At 55.3% G+C, this 19,667-nt stretch carries 20 protein-coding genes; 17 read left to right on the top strand and 3 right to left on the bottom strand.

All coding sequences use genetic code 11. The features are described 5' to 3' along the window. The first annotated feature begins 6 nt into the window (after positions 1 to 6). From pyk to CBW65_RS00615, 16 genes are all read left to right on the top strand, one after another. Positions 7 to 1,761 carry a pyruvate kinase gene (gene pyk, locus CBW65_RS00690; protein ID WP_087455112.1) on the top strand — a complete coding sequence of 585 codons (1,755 nt, stop codon included), beginning with the start codon at positions 7 to 9 and terminating at the stop codon, positions 1,759 to 1,761. Positions 1,762 to 1,850: 89 nt separating this feature from the next. Beyond that, positions 1,851 to 2,279, top strand: coding sequence for an acyl-CoA thioesterase (locus tag CBW65_RS00685; RefSeq protein ID WP_087455111.1), 429 nt, complete (start codon positions 1,851 to 1,853; stop codon positions 2,277 to 2,279). Beyond that, positions 2,279 to 2,671 (top strand): FxsA family protein, encoded by a 393-nt coding sequence (locus CBW65_RS00680; protein ID WP_232463413.1) that lies wholly within the window; start codon positions 2,279 to 2,281, stop codon positions 2,669 to 2,671. The genes CBW65_RS00685 and CBW65_RS00680 overlap by 1 nt, the downstream gene beginning before the upstream one ends. Before the next feature lie 18 nt (positions 2,672 to 2,689). Beyond that, positions 2,690 to 3,616 carry a DMT family transporter gene (locus CBW65_RS00675; RefSeq protein WP_087455109.1) on the top strand — a complete coding sequence of 309 codons (927 nt, stop codon included), beginning with the start codon at positions 2,690 to 2,692 and terminating at the stop codon, positions 3,614 to 3,616. 162 nt (positions 3,617 to 3,778) lie between these two features. Continuing rightward, positions 3,779 to 5,068, top strand: coding sequence for an NADP-dependent isocitrate dehydrogenase (icd, locus tag CBW65_RS00670; protein ID WP_087455108.1), 1,290 nt, complete (start codon positions 3,779 to 3,781; stop codon positions 5,066 to 5,068). Between the two features lie 46 nt (positions 5,069 to 5,114). Beyond that, complete coding sequence (gene mdh, locus CBW65_RS00665; RefSeq protein ID WP_087455107.1) at positions 5,115 to 6,059, top strand: malate dehydrogenase; 945 nt, start codon at positions 5,115 to 5,117, stop codon at positions 6,057 to 6,059. A 770-nt stretch (positions 6,060 to 6,829) separates the two neighbouring features. Next, positions 6,830 to 7,759 (top strand): ABC transporter permease, encoded by a 930-nt coding sequence (locus CBW65_RS00660; protein WP_087455106.1) that lies wholly within the window; start codon positions 6,830 to 6,832, stop codon positions 7,757 to 7,759. 3 nt (positions 7,760 to 7,762) lie between these two features. Beyond that, positions 7,763 to 8,677 (top strand): ABC transporter permease, encoded by a 915-nt coding sequence (locus CBW65_RS00655; protein ID WP_087455105.1) that lies wholly within the window; start codon positions 7,763 to 7,765, stop codon positions 8,675 to 8,677. Positions 8,678 to 8,691: 14 nt separating this feature from the next. After that, positions 8,692 to 9,723 (top strand): ABC transporter ATP-binding protein, encoded by a 1,032-nt coding sequence (locus CBW65_RS00650; RefSeq protein ID WP_087455104.1) that lies wholly within the window; start codon positions 8,692 to 8,694, stop codon positions 9,721 to 9,723. Next, complete coding sequence (locus CBW65_RS00645; protein ID WP_087455103.1) at positions 9,716 to 10,714, top strand: ABC transporter ATP-binding protein; 999 nt, start codon at positions 9,716 to 9,718, stop codon at positions 10,712 to 10,714. The genes CBW65_RS00650 and CBW65_RS00645 overlap by 8 nt, the downstream gene beginning before the upstream one ends. A gap of 93 nt (positions 10,715 to 10,807) precedes the next feature. Further along, positions 10,808 to 13,471: a DNA polymerase I gene (gene polA / locus CBW65_RS00640; protein WP_087455102.1), complete on the top strand. Its 2,664-nt coding sequence runs from the start codon at positions 10,808 to 10,810 to the stop codon at positions 13,469 to 13,471. 101 nt (positions 13,472 to 13,572) lie between these two features. Beyond that, positions 13,573 to 14,409, top strand: coding sequence for a DNA-formamidopyrimidine glycosylase (mutM, locus tag CBW65_RS00635; protein ID WP_087455101.1), 837 nt, complete (start codon positions 13,573 to 13,575; stop codon positions 14,407 to 14,409). 64 nt (positions 14,410 to 14,473) lie between these two features. Next, complete coding sequence (gene ytaF / locus CBW65_RS00630) at positions 14,474 to 15,151, top strand: sporulation membrane protein YtaF (protein ID WP_087455100.1); 678 nt, start codon at positions 14,474 to 14,476, stop codon at positions 15,149 to 15,151. A gap of 20 nt (positions 15,152 to 15,171) precedes the next feature. Continuing rightward, a complete protein-coding gene (gene coaE / locus CBW65_RS00625) occupies positions 15,172 to 15,789 on the top strand; it encodes a dephospho-CoA kinase (RefSeq protein WP_087455099.1) in 618 nt (205 codons plus the stop codon). Next, complete coding sequence (locus CBW65_RS00620) at positions 15,786 to 16,376, top strand: lytic transglycosylase domain-containing protein (protein WP_157721684.1); 591 nt, start codon at positions 15,786 to 15,788, stop codon at positions 16,374 to 16,376. The genes coaE and CBW65_RS00620 overlap by 4 nt, the downstream gene beginning before the upstream one ends. A gap of 54 nt (positions 16,377 to 16,430) precedes the next feature. Then, positions 16,431 to 16,640, top strand: coding sequence for a hypothetical protein (locus CBW65_RS00615; protein ID WP_087455098.1), 210 nt, complete (start codon positions 16,431 to 16,433; stop codon positions 16,638 to 16,640). A 56-nt stretch (positions 16,641 to 16,696) separates the two neighbouring features. On the opposite strand, the gene hpt is transcribed toward CBW65_RS00615, so the two are convergent. Continuing rightward, positions 16,697 to 17,230 (bottom strand): hypoxanthine phosphoribosyltransferase, encoded by a 534-nt coding sequence (hpt, locus tag CBW65_RS00610; protein ID WP_087455097.1) that lies wholly within the window; start codon positions 17,228 to 17,230, stop codon positions 16,697 to 16,699. A gap of 133 nt (positions 17,231 to 17,363) precedes the next feature. Then, complete coding sequence (locus CBW65_RS00605) at positions 17,364 to 18,050, bottom strand: ADP-heptose synthase (RefSeq protein ID WP_198299718.1); 687 nt, start codon at positions 18,048 to 18,050, stop codon at positions 17,364 to 17,366. A gap of 146 nt (positions 18,051 to 18,196) precedes the next feature. Between CBW65_RS00605 and CBW65_RS00600 the strand changes: the two genes are divergently transcribed. Then, a complete protein-coding gene (locus tag CBW65_RS00600) occupies positions 18,197 to 19,231 on the top strand; it encodes a 23S rRNA (cytidine(2498)-2'-O)-methyltransferase RlmM (protein WP_087455096.1) in 1,035 nt (344 codons plus the stop codon). A gap of 92 nt (positions 19,232 to 19,323) precedes the next feature. Here CBW65_RS00600 and sda read toward each other — a convergent pair whose 3' ends face one another. Further along, the gene (sda, locus tag CBW65_RS00595) at positions 19,324 to 19,464 is read right to left on the bottom strand and encodes a sporulation histidine kinase inhibitor Sda (RefSeq protein WP_087455095.1); all 141 of its coding nucleotides are present in this window, start codon (positions 19,462 to 19,464) and stop codon (positions 19,324 to 19,326) included. Positions 19,465 to 19,667: the final 203 nt, after the last annotated feature.

The following is a 19,667-nucleotide window of genomic DNA, read 5'->3' as shown; positions in this document are numbered from 1 at the left end:
TCACCCATGCGAAGAACGAAAATCGTTTGTACGATTGGACCGGCCAGCGAATCGGTGGAAATGCTGAAGACGCTGATGCAAAACGGTCTCGATGTCGCGCGGCTCAATTTCTCGCACGGCACGTACGATGAGCATGCTGCACGCATTCAAAACATCCGCCGGGCAGCCAAGGAAACGGGCAAATATGTCGCGATCATGCTCGACATCAAAGGACCAAAGATCCGCACCGGTCTGGTCAAAAACGGCGCGGTTGAATTACATAATGATGCAGCGCTCATCCTGACCACCGAACAGATCGCAGAAGGCGATGAACACCGCATTTCGATCTCGTATGAAGGTCTGCCCGAAGATGTGCAGGCGGGCTCGATCTTGCGCATCGACGACGGCCTGATCGGGCTGGTCGTGGAAAAAGTTGAAGGCACGGAGATTCACTGCCGCGTCACCAATGGCGGTATGCTGAAGAACCGCAAAGGGATCAACGCGCCAGGCGTCAAGCTGCGCATCCCAAGCGTCACGGAGAAAGACATCGCCGATATCAAGTTCGGCATCGAGCAAGGCGTCGACATCATCGCCGCATCGTTTGTGCGCAAGGCGTCTGACGTGCTTGACGTGCGCCGCATTCTCGAAGAAGCAAACGTACATAAAGATATCATCTCGAAAATCGAAGCGGAAGAAGCGCTCGACAAGATCGACGAGATCCTCGCTGTCACCGACGGCGTGATGGTGGCGCGCGGCGACCTCGGCGTGGAGATTCCGACCGAAGAAGTCCCGCTCGTGCAAAAGATGCTGATCCAAAAATGCAACGCGCTTGGCAAGCCGGTGATCACGGCGACGCAGATGCTCGACTCGATGGAGCGCAACCCGCGCCCGACCCGCGCCGAAGCGAGCGACGTCGCCAACGCGATCTTTGACGGCACCGATGCGATCATGCTGTCCGGTGAGACGGCAGCCGGCAAATACCCGGCCGAAGCGGTCGCGACGATGGCGCAGATCGCCAAGCGCGCCGAAGAAGCGCTGATCAACAACCTCGTCCCGTCCCGCCGCAATGTGGCGGAAGCGGAAGCGAACGTGACCGACGCGATGTCGCTGGCCGTTTCCACCATCGCCGACGACCTCAACGCCAAAGCGATCGTGACGGCAACGTCGAGCGGCCACACAGCAAAGAAAGTCTCCAAGCACCGCCCGACCACGCCGATCATCGCGGTCACCGACAACGTGGAAGTGGCGCGCCGTCTGATGTTGTCCTGGGGCGTGTACCCGGTCGTGTCGCGCACCGCAAAGACGACAGACGAAATCCTCGCCATCTCGATTCAAGGGGCGCTCGATTCCAGCTACGTCCAGCACGGCGACTTGATCGTGATCACCGCCGGCGTGCCGGTCGGACAGCCGGGCACGACCAACCTGCTCAAAGTCCACACGATCGGCGAAATCATCGCCAAAGGCCAAGGCATCGGCCAAAAGGCGGTCAGCGGACGCGTGCTCTCTTCGAACAAGTCGGATGAACTCCTCAACCTGCAGGACGGGGATATCCTCGTCACGCATTCCACCGACCGCGATGTTGTTCCGGCGATGGAGCGCGCTGCTGCCGTGATCACCGTCGAAGGCGGCTTGACCTCGCATGCGGCCGTCGTGGCGCTGCACTTGGGCAAACCGGTCATCGTTGGCGTGGAGAACGCCACCGAGAAGCTGAAGACCGGCATGGTCGTCACCGTCGATTCGAAATCAGGTTTGATCTATGAAGGCGTGGCACACGTTATTTAATTGAAAGAGATAAAGAAAAAGCTCCTTTGCAAACTGGCAAAGGAGCTTTTTTGCTATAATAAGAGCATCGTGCAGAGGAGGGGAAATACATGGCTGAATTTTATGAAGTGGAGCTGCGCGTGCGCTATCAGGAAACCGACCAGATGGCCATCGTCTACCACGCCAACTATCTGAATTGGTTTGAAGTCGGCCGCACCGAGTGGCTGCGTGAATACGGTCTGTCCTACCGCAGCATGGAAGAACAAGGCTGGCTGCTTCCGGTGACAGAAGTGTGGTGCAAATATCACGCATCGGCCAAGTACGACGATCTGGTGCGGATCAAGATCTGGATCGACACGCTTTCCAAACTGCGCATGACTTTCGGCTATGAAGTCACCCGTGCAACGGACGGCGAAAAGCTGGTCAGCGGCAAGACGGAGCATGTCTTCATCAACCGCGAAGGCCAAGTGCAGCGGATCAACCGCATTTTGCCGGATCTGTACGAATTGATGCAACAAAAAGCGGTGAGTTCCAGATGATGCGCCTGTTCCTCATTTTGATTATCGTCGTGCCGGCGCTGGAGATTTTCACATTGATTCAAGTCGGACAAGTCATCGGCGGCTGGCTGACCTTTTTCCTGGTCATCGCCATGTCGGCGCTGGGGGCGTACCTGCTAAAAGTGCAGGGCCGAAACACCTTGCGCCAGATCAGCCGCGAGATGCAGATGGGATCACTCCCCGGTGATTCGCTGCTCGACGGGGCTTGTCTTTTGGTCGGCGGGACGCTGCTGCTCACGCCCGGCTTCCTGTCTGACATCGTCGGGATGATGATGCTGCTCCCCGGCACACGGGAGATTCCGAAACGCCTGATCAAGGTATATCTGATGAAAATGATGCAAAACGGGAACTACTCGTTTTACCGCAGATTCTAGAAAGAGGCTTTTACACGTATGGAAGAAAATAAGAACAAGCTGCCCGTTTCACCTCTCTTGTTTATGCTGATCGGCGTGCTGGCCGTCTCGTTTTCGGCGATCATCATCAAATGGTCGACGGCGCCGGCCGCCATTCTCGGGCTGTACCGGCTCGTGTTTACATTTTTGCTGCTCGGCCCGTTTTTGCTGACCAAAGGGGCGCGGGCGGAACTGCGGGGGATGAGCCTGCGCACGTGGCTGCTCGTCGCGCTGTCCGGCGTGTTTCTGGCGTTCCACTTTATCTTCTGGATTGGATCGCTCAAATACACGACGGTCGCTTCCTCGACCATCCTGATCACGCTGCAGCCGATCTTCGTCATGGCGATGGCGTATGTCACGCTCAAAGAGCGCACGTCCTGGCAGGCCTGGGCGGGTGCCGGCATCGCCATCGTCGGGAGCACGTTCATCGGCTGGGGCGACCTGCAGATCAGCGGGATGGCGCTGTGGGGCGATCTCTTGTCCCTGCTCGGCACGTTTGTCGTCAGCGGCTATCTGGTCATCGGCCAGTATCTGCGCGGGGCGATGTCCTCGATGGTCTATTCGCTGCTCGTCTACGTATTTTCGATCATCGTTATGTTTTTCTACTGTATTGGGGAAGGCTATTCTTTGGTGGACTACAGCGGCCGGGAATGGCTCCTGTTCGTCCTGCTGGCCGTCATCCCGACCGTCTTTGGGCATACGCTGTTCAACTGGCTCCTGAAGTACGTCAGCGCGGCTGCGATCTCGATGGCGATCTTAGGGGAGCCGATCGGGGCGACCATTTTGGCGTACCTGCTGCTCGGCGAAGGAGTCACCTGGGCGCAATGGGTCGGCGGCGCGATCATCATGAGCGGCATCTGGCTGTTTCTGGCCACGCAAAAGAAGCAGAGCGCCGAGCCGAAAACTCAAGAGGGTTTCACTGGGTGAAACAATGGTTCGGAGTACGAAAAATCCACTTGTTCATGCCCTGAATCCTATGGTATGATTTACATGCATGGATTTTTAACTCACATGTTCAACAGCGGGTAAGGAGACAATAGCGTCGCCTTACCCAATCATATATCTATACATAGCCAGGAGGTCGAAATTATGTTTGAAAAGTACACGGCTCCGACAAAAGGTCAAAAGATCACCATCGAAAATGGCAAGTTGAACGTCCCGAACAACCCGATCATTCCGTTTATCGAAGGGGACGGCACCGGTCCGGACATCTGGAACGCTTCCGTTCGCGTTTTCGAAGCTGCTGTTGAGAAAGCGTACAAAGGCGAGAAGAAACTTGAGTGGTTTGAAGTTCTCGCAGGCGAAAAGGCATTCAACCAAACGGGCGAATGGCTGCCGAATGACACCTTGACCGCATTCCGCGAATTCCTCGTCGGCATCAAAGGCCCGCTGACCACTCCGGTTGGCGGCGGCATCCGTTCCCTGAACGTTGCGCTGCGCCAAGAGCTCGACCTGTTCGCATGCGTGCGTCCGGTTCGCTACTTCAACGGCGTTCCGTCCCCGGTCAAACATCCGGAGCAAGTCGACATGGTGATCTTCCGTGAAAACTCCGAAGACATCTATGCCGGCATCGAGTACGCAGAAGGCACCGAAGAAGTGAAAAAAGTGATCAAGTTCCTGCGCGAAGAGATGGGCGCGAAGAAAATCCGCTTCCCGGAAACTTCCGGCATCGGCATCAAGCCGGTATCTCAAGAAGGCACCGAGCGCCTCGTGCGCGCAGCGCTTGACTACACCATCGCGCAAAACCGCAAGTCCCTGACCCTCGTGCACAAAGGCAACATCATGAAGTTTACCGAAGGCGCGTTCAAGAACTGGGGTTATGAAGTGGCCGAGCGTGAATACGCTGATAAGGTATTCACCTGGGCGCAGTACGACCGCATCAAGGACGCAGAAGGCACCGAAGCTGCGAACAAGGCGCAGTCCGCTGCAGAAGCTGCAGGCAAGATCATCGTAAAAGACGTGATCGCAGACGCATTCCTGCAACAGATCCTCACCCGTCCGGCTGAGTATGATGTGATCGCGACCCTCAACCTGAACGGCGACTACATCTCCGACGCACTGGCTGCCCAAGTTGGCGGTATCGGTATCGCTCCGGGTGCTAACATTAACTACGTCACCGGCCATGCGGTATTCGAAGCAACCCACGGCACCGCGCCGAAGTATGCTGGCCTCGACAAGGTAAACCCGGGCTCCGTCATCCTCTCCGGCGTCATGATGCTCGAATTCCTCGGCTGGCAGGAAGCGGCTGACATGATCGTTGCCGCACTGGAAAAGGCGATCGACCAGAAGACGGTCACTTATGACTTTGCACGCCTGATGGAAGGCGCAAACGAAGTCAAGTGCTCCGAATTTGCGGATGCGCTGATCAAAAACCTGTAAGTTCATCACCACATAAACAATCAAATTGTGAGTGGAGGGAACCATCATGACCATGAAGCGTAACAAGATCACCATCGTCGGCGCAGGTTTTACCGGCGCCACCACCGCACTGTTCCTGGCACAAAAAGAACTTGGCGACATCGTTCTGCTCGACATCCCGCAGCTGGAGAGCCCGACCAAGGGCAAGGCGCTCGACATGTTTGAAGCAACCCCGGTTCTCGGCGTTGACGCAAACATCACCGGCACCTCCAACTACGAAGACACGGCAGACTCCGATGTGGTCATCATCACCGCAGGCATCGCCCGCAAGCCGGGCATGAGCCGTGATGACCTTGTGGCAACCAACGCGGGTATCGTGAAGTCCGTTACCGAACAAGTTGTGAAGTACTCTCCGAACTCGATTTTGATGATCCTGTCCAACCCGGTTGACGCGATGACCTATGTGGCTTACAAGACTTCCGGTTTCCCGAAGAGCCGCGTGATCGGACAATCTGGTGTTCTCGACACCGCGCGTTTCCGTTCCTTCATCGCTATGGAGCTTGGCGTGTCTGTGGAAGACATCCAAGGCTTCGTGCTTGGCGGACACGGCGATGACATGGTACCGCTCGTTCGTTACTCTTACGCAGGCGGCATTCCGCTGGAGAAGCTGATCCCGGCCGGCCGTCTCGAAGAGATCGTGCAACGCGCACGCGTTGGCGGCGGCGAGATCGTGCAGCTGCTCGGCAACGGTTCGGCTTACTATGCTCCGGCTGCATCGCTCGCTCAGATGACCGAAGCGATTCTCAAGGACAAGAAGCGCATTCTGCCGTCCATCGCACTGCTCGAAGGCGAATACGGCTACAACGACTTGTTCATGGGCGTTCCGACCCTGCTCGGCAAAAACGGCATCGAGAAAGTCTTCGAACTGGAACTGACTGCAGACGAGAAAACCGCGCTCGACAAGTCGGCCGACTCTGTCCGCAAGGTCATTGCCGTTGTAGAAGGCAGGTAGTTTCGTAACAAAAGGATTACAGGTAGATTACAATTTGCTAAAATTCCCCAGAAGTTAGAAAATTCTGGGGAATTTTTTTCGTGTCTGTAGTACAATGAAATTAAGCAGAAATCTTAGCGAGTCCCTTAGCTGACAGCTAAAAAGCATTGAATGATGTAGAAAAATGTCGAATCTATCTAGAAATATTCTAGAATCTTGACGAATTTTAGCCACAAATGACTCGCATGTATAACATCTTTATGATATTGTATAACTTGTGGCTGATTCGTAGATTTGCACCAAAGATTCAGAATCTAGAACTTATTTAAAAGTGACCTGTGAATCTCTTGCATAATTGCCTCGATCCACTCGTAATTTTACTAGTGGACGAGAAAGGCAGATTAGACTATAATTTTTTATGAATAATCTGTCTTTTAAAAACTCTTGAATCATTCCTTTCGGGTATTAGGCTGGAGCCTTACCATACAATTACTAAACACTTACATGAGATTTCAGGAAAAGGGGGGAGCCGGGGAAGAGGAGTGAGTGAGTCCCGGACTTGGATGCTGAATGCAACATGTGCGAAACCGCTTCCATGAAGCAGCTTCCAATACGGACTGGGAGAAAGTAACAAGGTTCTCTGAAAGCTGAGGACAGCGGCGCTGGGGGCGCCCTGACTCACAATTGCCAGCAAAAAGCCACTAGCGAAAAAACAGAGATACAAGTAGACTAAAAGTCGTATCTCAACCAAAACCACAAATAACAAAAAAAATTCTTTGGGAGGTGTGGTTGTGCTTCGTTTTATCCTCCGTCGTGTACTTTACGGTTTGATCACCCTTTGGGTAATCGTTTCTCTGACCTTTATCTTGATGCATAACCTTCCGGGCGATCCGTTCGCCGCGTCTGAACGTCTGAATGACACCACAAGAGCTATCTTGATGGACCACTACGGTCTTGATGACCCGATCTGGGTGCAATACGGTCGCTACCTGTCGAACATCGTCACCGGTGACCTTGGCGTATCCTTCTTCTATCCGACACGTACTGTTAATGAAATCATCGGCCAGACGTTCCCGACGTCTGCTGAACTTGGTCTCTACTCGATTGTCGTTGCCGTTGTCATCGGTTTGACCCTTGGTATCGTCGCAGCGCTGAACCACAACAAAGGCCTCGACTATTTTGCAATGTTTACCGCGATTGTCGGCGTATCCGTTCCGGCCTTCGTAATCGGGCCGTTGCTTTCGTACTACGTCGGGGTTCAACTCGGCTGGCTGCCGCCGGCGCTGTGGAAAGGTCCGGAATACGTCATTCTGCCGACCATCACACTGGCGTTTGGCACACTGGCTACCATGGCACGTATGATGCGTACTTCCATGCTGGACGTAGTCAACCAAGACTACATTAAGACCGCTCGTTCCAAAGGTCTTTCCCGCATCTCGATCGTTATCAAGCATACCGTTCGAAATGCGATTCTGCCGATCATCACGATCCTGGGCCCGCTCACCGTCGGCATCATGACCGGTACCCTCGTCGTTGAACAGATCTTCGCAGTTCCGGGCATGGGTAAGCACTTCGTTAACTCTATCACGACGAATGACTACACGATGATCATGGGTATGACGATCTTCTACTCGGGTCTCCTCATTCTCGCTATCATCGTGACAGATATCCTGTACGGGGTTGTCGACCCGCGTATCCGTCTGGCGAAAGGTGGGAAATAAACGATGCAACCTGTTACTCAAGACAAGTTTAAACTGGCGCAGAAGCAAACCGATGCAGAGCGCGTCGTTCGCCCTTCCGTTTCCTACTGGGCTGACGCGTGGCGCCGCCTGAAGAAAAACAAAGCAGCAATGATCGGCTTGATCCTGTTGGTTATGCTGGCCGTTCTGGCGATCGCCGGTCCGGAAGTCCAGCCGTACCACTACCAAGAGCAAGACCTGCAAGTTCGTAACCAATCTCCGTCCGTTGACCACTGGTTTGGCACCGACGACTTCGGCCGTGACCAATGGGTTCGCGTATGGTGGGGCGTTCGTATCTCGCTGTTTATCGGTATCGTTGCTGCATTCCTTGACTTTGTGATCGGTATCCTGTATGGCGGTATCTCCGCGTACTTCGGCGGCCGTATCGATGATGTCATGCAGCGTTTCGTTGAGATCGTTTACGGTATTCCGTACCTCATCCTGATCATCTTGCTGATCATGGTCATGGGTCCGGGTATCTTCACCATCATCCTTGCGATGGCTTCAGTCGGCTGGGTGGGTATGGCCCGTCTCGTACGGGGTCAGATCCTGTCCCTGAAAGAGCAAGAGTACGTACTCGCTGCTCGCACCTTGGGCGCAAGCCCGTGGCGCATCATCCTGCGCCACCTGATTCCGAACGCACTGGGGATCATCATTGTACAGATCACGTTTACCGTTCCGGGCGCGATCTTCGCGGAAGCATTCCTGTCCTTCATCGGTCTGGGGATCAAAGTTCCGCTCGCATCTCTCGGTTCTCTGGTAAACGACGGCGTGCAATCGATGCGTAACTTCCCGTTCCGTCTGATCTGCCCGTCTGTGGTGTTCGCTTGCATCATGCTGTCCTTCAACCTTCTGGGTGACGGTCTGCGTGACGCACTCGACCCGAGACTTCGTAAATAAGGAGGGTAATGCCCATGAACAACATCTTAGAAGTCAAAGACTTGAAGGTATCGTTCCACACCTATGCCGGTGAAGTTCAAGCCGTACGCGGCGTTACCTTCAATCTGAAAAAAGGCGAATGCCTTGCGATCGTTGGTGAGTCCGGTTGCGGTAAATCCGTAACCTCCCAAGCGATCATGCGCCTCATTCAAACCCCGCCGGGTGAGATCAAAGCAGGTTCGCAGATCGTGTTCGACGGCAAAACCGACATCGCAAAGCTGACCGATAGAGAAATGGAGAACGTTCGTGGTTCTGAGATGGGCATGATCTTCCAGGACCCGATGACTTCTCTGAACCCGACCATGAAGGTTGGCGCTCAGATTGCAGAAGGCTTGATCAAGCACCAAGGTCTGTCCCGTCAAGCAGCTCGTGAGCGTGCGATCGAAATGCTGCGCCTCGTAGGCATTCCGAACCCGGAATCCCGCGTTGAGCAGTACCCGCACCAATTCTCCGGCGGTATGCGTCAGCGTGTTATGATCGCAATCGCGCTGGCTTGTAACCCGAAGCTCCTGATCGCCGACGAGCCGACCACCGCGCTCGACGTTACGATTCAAGCGCAGATCCTCGACCTGATGCGTGACCTGCAAGAGAAGACCGGCGCTTCGATCATCATCATCACCCATGACCTGGGCGTTGTTGCTGACGTTGCACAAAAGGTAGTCGTTATGTACGCGGGCAAAGTTGTAGAAAACGGCACGATCGACGATGTCTTCTACAACCCGCAACATCCGTACACCTGGGGTCTCCTGCGTTCCGTTCCGCGTCTGGACTCCTCCAAAGATGAAGATCTCATCCCGATCGACGGCACCCCGCCGGACCTGATCGCACCGCCGAAAGGCTGCGCATTTGCTGCGCGTTGCCCGTACGCGATGGAGATCTGCATGGAGCAGGATCCGGAAATGACTAAGATCGACCAAAACCACGCGGCTGCTTGCTGGCTTCTCCACCCGAACGCTCCGAAAGTTGAACGTCCAGTAGAAGTAGGGGGAGGTAACCACAATGGCTAATGCTACATCGACTGTTGCAAACCCGACCCAAACGGGTACTGATAACATTCTTGAGGTTTCGAACCTCTCCAAGCACTTTGACTTGGGCCGTGGCACGATCCTGAAGGCTGTCGACAACGTCTCCTTCTCGATCAAGCGCGGTGAAACTTTCGGTCTGGTTGGCGAGTCTGGTTGCGGTAAATCCACCACCGGTCGTACGATCATCCGTCTGTACGATGCAACTGCAGGTACCGTTAAGTTCAACGGCCAAGACGTTCATAAAGTACATGGCCGCGACTTGAAGAAATTCAACCGCGACATGCAAATGATCTTCCAAGACCCGTACGCATCGCTCAACCCGCGTATGACCGTCGGTGACATCATCGGCGAAGGCATCGACATCCACAAGCTGATGTCCGGCCGTCAACGTCTGGAACGCATCTACGAACTGCTCAAAACCGTTGGTCTGAACGAAGAGCACGCTTCCCGCTTCCCGCACGAATTCTCCGGCGGTCAGCGTCAGCGTATCGGTATCGCTCGCTCCCTGGCGATCGAGCCGCAGTTCATCATCGCGGACGAACCGATCTCCGCACTGGACGTTTCCATCCAGGCGCAGGTTGTTAACCTGATGAAGAACCTGCAAGAAGAGCGCGGTCTGACCTACCTCTTCATCGCGCATGACTTGGCAATGGTTAAGCACATTTCCGACCGTATCGGCGTTATGTACCTCGGTGCACTCGTCGAAGTTACCGAAGCGACCGAACTGTACCGCAAGCCGATGCATCCGTACACGGAAGCACTCTTGTCTGCAATTCCGATTCCGGATCCGGAAATCGAGCGTACTCGTGAGCGCATCATCTTGGAAGGCGACGTTCCGTCCCCGGTTAACCCGCCGTCCGGTTGCCGCTTCCGTACCCGTTGCCCGAAAGCAATGCCGGAATGCGCACAGATCACTCCGGAACTTAAAGAAGTTGAGCCGGGCCACCACGTGGCTTGCCTGCTCTACAGCTAAGATCCGTTCTAAGAAGCACACCTTCGGGTGTGCTTTTTTACTTTTCATTATGCTACAATAAACGAAGCACATACCTTTCTACGAGGTGGAGACATGACCGATAAAAAGAAATTAGTTCTCATTGACGGGAACTCCATTACATACCGGGCTTTTTTTGCACTGCCGCCGCTGTCGAACAGCAAAGGGCAGTATACGAACGCAGCGTATGGTTTTACCACGATGCTCCTGCGTCTCTTGCAGGACGAGCAGCCGACGCACCTAATGGTGGCGTTTGATAAAGGCAAGGCCACCGTACGCCAAGAGATCTATGCAGAGTATAAAGGAACGCGTGAGAAGACGCCGGGCGAACTGCGCGAGCAGTTCCCGATCGTGCGCTCGATTTTGGACAGCTTCGACATTCCTTATGTAGAAGTCGAAGGCCATGAAGCGGACGACATCATCGGCACGATCACCAAAGAAGCGGAAGCACAAGGCTATGAGTCGCTGGTCGTCACCGGGGACAAAGATTTGTTGCAGCTTGTCTCCGATCATGTGACGACGATGCTGACCCGCAAAGGCATCTCCGAGACAGAGAAATACACGGAAAAAGAGATTGCGGAGCGCTACGGCCTGACTCCGCAGCAGATCATCGACTTGAAAGGCCTGATGGGCGATACGTCAGACAACATCCCGGGCATCCCGGGTGTGGGGGAGAAGACGGCGCTGAAACTGCTGGCTCAGTTCCCGAGCGTCGAAGAAGTGCTTGAACATGCGGACGAAGCGCCGGGCAAAAAGCTGCAGGAAAAGCTGCGTGAGCATGCCGATTCCGCACGCATGTCCAAGCAACTCGCGACGATCAACCGTGAAATTCCGCTCGACATCGATTTTGAGTCCTATCGTTTCGAATCCTATGATGCGGGGAAAGTGCGCGAGATCTTCAAAGCGCTGGAATTTAAGTCGCTGCTCGATCGACTCCCGCAAGGCGGCACCGAATCGGAGTCGGCAGCAGAGCCGGCTGCACCGCTGCATGAAGTGGTGGTCACGCAGATCATCGGCGCAGATGAACTCCGCAGCATCATCGACATCCTGCCGGAGACGGTCGGGCTGTACCTCGACTTGGAAGGGAACTATCAGCTCGGCGAGATCCACGGGCTGGCTTTGGCGACCAAAGACGCCGCCTGGTACATGCCGTTCGACGGCATGCTGCCCAATGAAGTGGTGGCGCTGTTGCAAGATGGGGGTAAGAGCAAGGTCTTTTATGATGTGAAGGCGGTCTGCGCGGCGCTGAAGACCCAACGGATCGAGCTGGACTGCAACGTGTTCTGCTCTCTGCTCGGCTCCTATCTGCTGTCGCCGTCTGACGGCACACCCGACCTGTTTGATGTGATCGAGCATCACATCGGCTGGAGAATCGAGCCGCTCCCGAAAGGCACGGCGAAGAAAAAGGTCGAAGTCTCCGTCGAAGAGCGCGCCAAGCTGGCAGGCTCCGTCGCAGCGGCCAATGCGCATTTGAAAGAGCTGCTCGAAGTGGCGCTGGAGACGAGCGACTTGATGCCGTTGTACCGCGATCTCGAACTGCCTCTGTCGTTTGTGCTGGCCGATATGGAAGCGTCCGGCGTGCGCATCGACACAGAGGAGCTCAAAGAGATTGGGGAGAACTTGAAAGAGCGCATCGAAGCGTTGCAAAAGGAAATCTTCGAGCTGGCCGGGCTGGAGTTCAACCTCAATTCCCCGAAGCAGCTTGGCGAAGTGCTGTTTGACAAAATGGGGCTGCCGGCATCGAAGAAGACCAAGACCGGCTATTCCACATCGGCCGATGTGCTGGAAAAATTGGCCGAGCACTCGCCGGTCGTGCAGAAGATTCTCGACTTCCGCCAATTGGGCAAGCTGCAATCCACTTATGTGGAAGGGCTGTTGAATGCGGCGCGCCAGGCGGGGGACCTCTTCCGCGTGCACACGCAGTTCAACCAGGCGCTGACGGCGACGGGCCGTCTGTCGTCCACCGAGCCGAACCTGCAGAACATCCCGATCCGCACAGAAGAAGGGCGTCGTCTGCGCCATGTTTTTGTGCCGACCGATCCGGAGTGGAAGATCCTCGCGGCCGACTATTCGCAGATCGAGCTGCGGATTCTCGCGCACATCTCGGGCGATGAGAACATGATCGATGCGTTTGTGCATGATGAGGACATCCACACCCGCACCGCGACGCAAGTGTTTGAAGTGTCGCCGGAAGAGGTGGATTCGAACATGCGCCGGGCGGCGAAAGCGGTTAACTTTGGGATCGTGTACGGGATTTCTGATTTTGGCTTGTCCCAGAACCTGAACATTCCGCGCAAGCAGGCGGGGGCATTTATCGAGAGCTATTTTGCGAAATTCCCCGGCGTGAAGCGTTATATGGAAGATGTCGTCGAGCAGGCCCGCCGCGACGAGTATGTCACCACGCTGCTCGGGCGCAAGCGCCATCTGCCGGATATCAAAGCATCCAACTTTAACATCCGCAGCTTTGCCGAGCGCACGGCGATGAACACGCCGATCCAAGGCACCGCTGCCGATATCATCAAAAAAGCGATGGTCAGCATCCACGAAGCGATGAAAGAGCAGAAGCTGCGCGCCAGAATGCTCCTGCAGGTGCACGATGAATTGATCTTTGAGTGCCCGCCCGATGAAATCGAGCAGCTCAAAGGCCTCGTCCGCCAAGAGATGGAGCATGTCACAGTGCTCTCCGTTCCGCTCAAAGCGGACATCAACGTCGGCGATACCTGGTACGAAGCAAAGTAACAGCATCGACAACAAGCAATGCGGCCGCAAGAGCTTGCAAGCGAACTGCAAGCGTGCCGGGCTGCATGAGCATAAGTCAGCAAGAGAAAGGATGAAGCCTCATGCCGGAATTGCCGGAGGTTGAGACCGTCCGCCGGGGGCTGGAAGCGCTGGTCCTCGGCAAAACGATCGATCATGTGACGGTGAGCCTGCCGCGCATCATTCGGATGCCCGATGATGTGCAGCAGTTCGCCCTCATGCTGCAAGGCCACACCATCGACGCGGTGGAGCGCCGCGGCAAATACCTGCTGCTTGGCATCGGGCCGTACACGCTGGTCTCGCACCTGCGCATGGAAGGCCGCTATGGCATCTACCGCTCGGACGAGCCGATGGAGAAGCACACGCACGTCATCTTCCATTTCACCGATGGCACGGAACTGCGCTACAAAGACGTGCGCCAGTTCGGCACGATGGATCTGCTTCCGCGCGGCGAATACGCCTTGCTGCCCGGACTGGCCTCGCTTGGCCCGGAGCCGCTGGCCGAATCGTTTACCGCAGACGTCCTGCAGACGGCGCTGAAAAACCGCCGGAGCGGCAAGATCAAAGTTTTGCTGCTCGATCAGACATTTGTGGCCGGGCTTGGCAATATCTATGTAGATGAGGTGCTCTTTCAATCGGGCATCCACCCGGAAGCGAGCGGACCCGACCTGCAAAGCGAACAGATCGAACGTTTGCATGCGGCGATCGTCGCGGTCCTCGCCCAGTCGGTGGAGCTCGGCGGCTCCTCGGTGAAGTCATACGTAAACGGCTACGGACAAGAGGGCGGCATGCAGCATCTCCTCAAAGTCTACGGCCATGAAGACAACCCGTGCCCCAACTGCGGCACGGAGATCGCCAAGACCCGCATCGGCGGGCGGGGCACGCACTTCTGCCCGTCGTGTCAGCCGCTGGACAAGTAGGTGAACACCCTTTTTCCCTCCTGCGCATATCATGTTGGCAGATTGAGGGAAGGAGGAGTCAAGCGTGCTTCACTATTTTTCCCTGCTGGTGCTTGCGTTTGCTGTCTCACTCGACGGCTTCGGCGTAGGCTTGACTTACGGACTCCGCAAAATCCGCTTTCCTCTGTGGTCCCTGCTTGTCGTTACGCTCTGTTCGGCGACGATGATCTTGGTTGCGATGCAGCTTGGCGACGTGCTTTCGATGTATTTGACCCCCTCCTTTGCCAAAACGTTTGGGGCGGTCATCTTGATTGGCGTCGGCAGTTTTGCGATCTATAACATTTTGACCCAGAAGGAAAAGGACCCGGTAGCTGAGGAGCAGACGCAGGAAGCGTCCCTCCAGCCGGCAGAAGAAGAACACAAGACCGTTTTGCACGTGGAACTGAAAAAGATCGGTCTGGTCATTCAGATCCTGCGCACGCCGTCATCTGCAGACGTTGACCGCTCCGGCGACATCTCGGTCAAGGAAGGCTTGATCCTTGGCTTTGCTTTGTCGATGGACGGCTTTGGAGCGGGTGTCGGGGCGAGCCTGATCGGATTTCATTCCATTTCGACAGCGCTGACGATCGCCGTGATGAACCTGGTGTTCATCTATACGGGACTGCGGGTCGGCATGCGCTTTGCAGATGCGCGCCTGCTGCGCAAGATGGTCTATATCCCAGGCGTCATGCTGATCTTGATCGGCATTTCGAAATTCTTTTAAGCGGTGACAGGAGGCTCTCTATGATCGTAGGTCTGACCGGCTCGATAGCAACAGGAAAAAGCACCGTTTCGAAGATGTTCGCGGACGCAGGAGCCGTCATCGTCGATGCAGATAAGATCGTGCGCGAGGTCCAGCAGCCCGGCCAGCAGGCGTTCCAAGAGATCGTCGATCATTTTGGCAAAGAGGTGCTGTTGCCAAACGGCGAACTGGACCGCGCCAAGCTTGGGTCGCTGGTTTTCGGAAATGAAGAAAACAGGCTGAAACTCAATGCCATCGTGCACCCGCGCGTCCGCGAGGCGCGCGATGAACAGACACGAGCAACACTCGCCCGCGACAGTCGGGCGATCATCATCTGGGATATCCCGCTGTTGATCGAGACGGGGATCTATCAAGAGGTGGAAAAGACAGTTGTTGTCTATGTAGATCGGGAGACGCAATATGCGCGTCTTCTGAAACGGGACGAGCTGTCGGCAGAAGCGGCGGAAAAACGCATCGCCGCACAGATGCCGATTGAGGAGAAAAAGCGCTACGCCGACTTCCTGATCGACAACCGGGGCACGATCGAGGAAACACAGCGGCAGGTGCAGGAGGTCTGGGCCGAATTGACCCGCCTCCAACGGGAGAGGTCGGCGAGGTGATCTGGCCCCGCATCTCCTGGGTACTCACGCCCCAAGCCAAACGCAAAGTCGCCGTCATTCTCGGCCTGATCTTGCTGATCGTGCTTGCCGTCGGCAGCGACTGGTTTTGGCGTTTTATCTACCCGATCCACCACGAAGCGACGATCCGTGAGGCGGCCGAATACAATCGGATCGACCCGCTGCTCGTCGCCGCAATCATCCGTGTGGAAAGCAAATTCCGCGCCGAAAACGTCTCCAAAGTAGGTGCGGTCGGCCTGATGCAGTTGATGCCGGAGACGGCCGACTGGATCGCGCGGGAAAGCGACATTCCTTACAGCGGCACCGAGGACCTGTCCGATCCGGAGACGAACATCCGCATGGGCTCGTGGTATGTCGCCTATCTGCTCAAGCAGTTTGACGGCAATCAGGCGGCTGCCATCGCCGCTTACAACGCCGGGCAAGGGCGCGTCTCCCGCTGGATGAAAGAAGGCGTCTGGGACGGAACGCTCGCGACTTCGGAGAAGATCCCGGTCGGAGAGACCAGGCATTACATACAGCGCGTCAGCTTTTCCTACGAAAAGTATCAGGAGCTCTATCCAGATTTTTGATCGTATGCCCCCTTTGGCGAGAACGGACACTAAACGCGAAAGGGGGAATGGCTGATGACACAACGCGAGACCTATCGGGATCGTCTTGGCAACCTGCACAAGCCTCTGACGCATGAAAACATGAAGAACGACTTCCTGTCGGGTGACGCGATCGACGGCACGACCCGCGCAGAGCAAGAGGACTTTGAACTCGACCGCATGCCGGCGGGACACGAGTACCGCGATCTGGTCGAACCCCTTCCGACGAAAAAGCACAAGATCTGATCAAAAAAGCCCGATCCCTCAATAAGGGGATCGGGCTTCTTTGTATGTTCTGCCTGCTAGTCTTCCACCGTTTCGCGGACGAAGATGTACGGCAGGTTGCGGGCATAATCGCCCAGGTTGAGGCCGTAGCCGGCCACAAACAGGTCTTCGATCGTAAAGCCGGTGTAGTCGAGCGGCACGTCCACCAGACGGCGGGACGGCTTGTCGAGGAAGGTGCAGGTCTTCAGGCTCTTGGGATTCTTGGCAGCCAAGTGGTCGAGCACGCCACGCATGGTGATGCCGGTGTCGAGAATGTCATCGCAGACCAGCACGTCTTTGCCGGCGATGTCGGTGCGGATGTCGGTGACGATCTCCACGCGCCCGGTGCTGTGCTCGCCGTGGCCGTAACTGGACGTGGTCATGAAGTCCACGTTGACCGGAACGGTGATCTCCCGCACCAGGTCGGCGGTGAACACGAAGCTCCCGCGCAGAAGGGAAATGACGACGACCTCGCCGTCCTTATAATCTTGGGACAATTGCGTGCCGAGTTCGGCGACCCGGGTTTGGATCGCTTCACGGCTGAAGAGGATGCGGTCACGAGTCTTTGCCATGGGGTTTGGCCTCCTGTTTTGCGAAGGTTACTGTATTTTGGCTAATTGTACCGTAGTGAAATCTATGTGGCAACACTTCTACAGCATTCCACAAAAAAAGCTCTGTCACACGAGAAATGTGTGCAGAGCTTTTTCACTGAAAGAAACTGAAGACAAACAGCACCAAAATCAAGCCAAATCCGCCGATCACCCATGGCAGCATCTTGTTGGACTTCGAGTTGACAGCACGCTCTTCGGCGGCGCTCAAGGCGCCTTCCTGCGCTTCTAACGAGTTGACGGGCGCTTGTTCCAGCACGGTGTCCTCTTCGAACATCTCCAGCTCTTCAACCAACTGATCATCGACAAGAAAGCCAAAATCGGCGACGTCGATCACCGTGATCCCGATGCGCGTTTCCACGATGCGCTGCTGAAACTGCAGCTGGTCGGTGATCAAGGGGACATTTTCCCGTCGGGCCAACAAGATGAGCTCCGTTTCCACCGGGTCAAATCCTTCGCCGTATTCGGCATTGTCCAAGGCGTTGACGACGGTGAAGGTCACGTTCTCATTAAAGAGAATCGGACGGCTCTTCTGCCACGGCACGCGCAGGGACTTGTCGAGCTTCTTGGACACAAACGGCTGCTCAAAGAATTGGATGATCTTCTCCAAATTGGCTTTGACGCGCTCGTTTTCCCGCGGATCGGAGATGACTTCCTCGCTCTCCCGCAAATCATACAGTTCCATGACGGTCGAGTAGGGGATGATATATTCGATTGGCTCCGTCGGAAATAACAGTTCGCCAAACATTGCAAATAAGATCGGTTCAACTACAAAACGCTGCATCTAACCCCAACTCCTTTAATAAAAAAAGCATATCGGACGATGCCGCTCTCTGCAACCATTTTTATAAGGAAAAAGTCACATGTTGTTTGCTATACTGAGAAGAATACATAGAAGAGCAACAGCAGAATGTTCGTTTGGAGGAACTTATGACTTCATCTCGTTTTATCGGATCAGCTAATTTTGGTTTTGCCCAGTACGCACAAGAAGAGATTCGCCGCCTGTTTCCGGGCGTTAAATTCCGTTATCTCGAAGCGGGCGAAGTGTTTCTGATCGATGCGCCGGCCCCGGCCGAAGAGGTGACCGCAGCGCTGCTCGAACACGAGCCGATCTTCCTGCGCCACATTCAGCCTGTGCAGCATGAACTGCCGCTGGGCAAGACGGCAGACGATCTGATGCGCCTGATTCAGTTCATGCAGGAGCTGCGCCCTTTTGCGGCCGGCGAAAAGGTGGCGGTGCAGGCCCGCAAAGTCAAAGAGGTCAAGTTTGCCTACACGCCGTTTGGCGTGAAAGACGCGCTCGACCCGATCTTGGAACAAGAACAAAGCGTGGAGCCGGTTGTCCGCGGCGCCGACAAGATCATCTCCGTGTACTTGACGGACGGCACGTGCTATTTCGGAATCTCCACGCCTTATGAAAATCTATCCGATTGGAACGGGGGAATGGTGCGGTACCGCAAAGAAGAGGAGCAGGTATCGCGCGCCAAGTTTAAGCTCTTGGAAGCGGAAGAAAGGTTCCATCTCGACCTCTCCCAGTTCCGCAGCGCGCTTGATATCGGGGCCGCGCCGGGCGGCTGGACTTCGCTGCTCTTGGAGCGGGACTTGCAAGTGACCGCCGTCGATCCGGGTGCGCTGCACCCATCCCTGTCCGGACATCCCAACCTCACCATCCTGCAAAAGAACGCGGGGGACGTTGTTTTTGCAGAAGGGGCGTTCGATCTGCTTGTGTGCGACATGAGCTGGAGCCCGAAGCAGATGAGCAAGCTGGTGGCCGAACTGTTACCCGCCTTAGAGACGGGCGGGGTGGCGGTGATCACGGTCAAGCTGATGCACAAGAAGCCGTTTCAGACGGTCAGAGAAACGCTGGAGAACCTCGAGCCGCAGCTGGTGCTGCTCAAAGCCAAGCAACTGTTCCATAACCGTGAAGAGCTGACGTTGTATTTAATGAAAGAAGAAGAGCTGTAACCGGAAAAGTTCATGAGAAAGGCCCGTTCCCCGGTAGAACAGGCCTTCTCAATCAAGATAATGCTCTGTCGAACATTCTGGGGAACGGTAGGTTACGAAGCGATGCTGACAGAGACTGTAAGACCCCGTGCCTGGACTTCCTTGTATAACAGGTCGATAAACTGTCTGTCCAACTTCTGCTTCACTGCATTGGTGTAGGCTTCAACAAGGTACTCATCACTCAGCAAATGCATGGTGGTTCACCTCACAGTTCTGATCTCGTACTCTACCAAATCCCGCGCGCGAGTTGGTTGTGGTATGACTATAACATGGAATTTATGAGCGAACAAGCGTTCCGATTATCCACAATACCCTGTGTACAGTTTGTGGGTAAGTTGTGGATTCACTGTGGAAAAGGGCATTTTTGCCATTGGCTTGTATGTGGAATACTGTGTAC

The sequence above is a fragment of the Tumebacillus avium genome, assembly GCF_002162355.1.
Taxonomy (GTDB): domain Bacteria; phylum Bacillota; class Bacilli; order Tumebacillales; family Tumebacillaceae; genus Tumebacillus_A; species Tumebacillus_A avium.
Note: the sequence above shows the minus strand (reverse complement) of the source record. Positions and strands in the feature narration are given on the sequence as shown.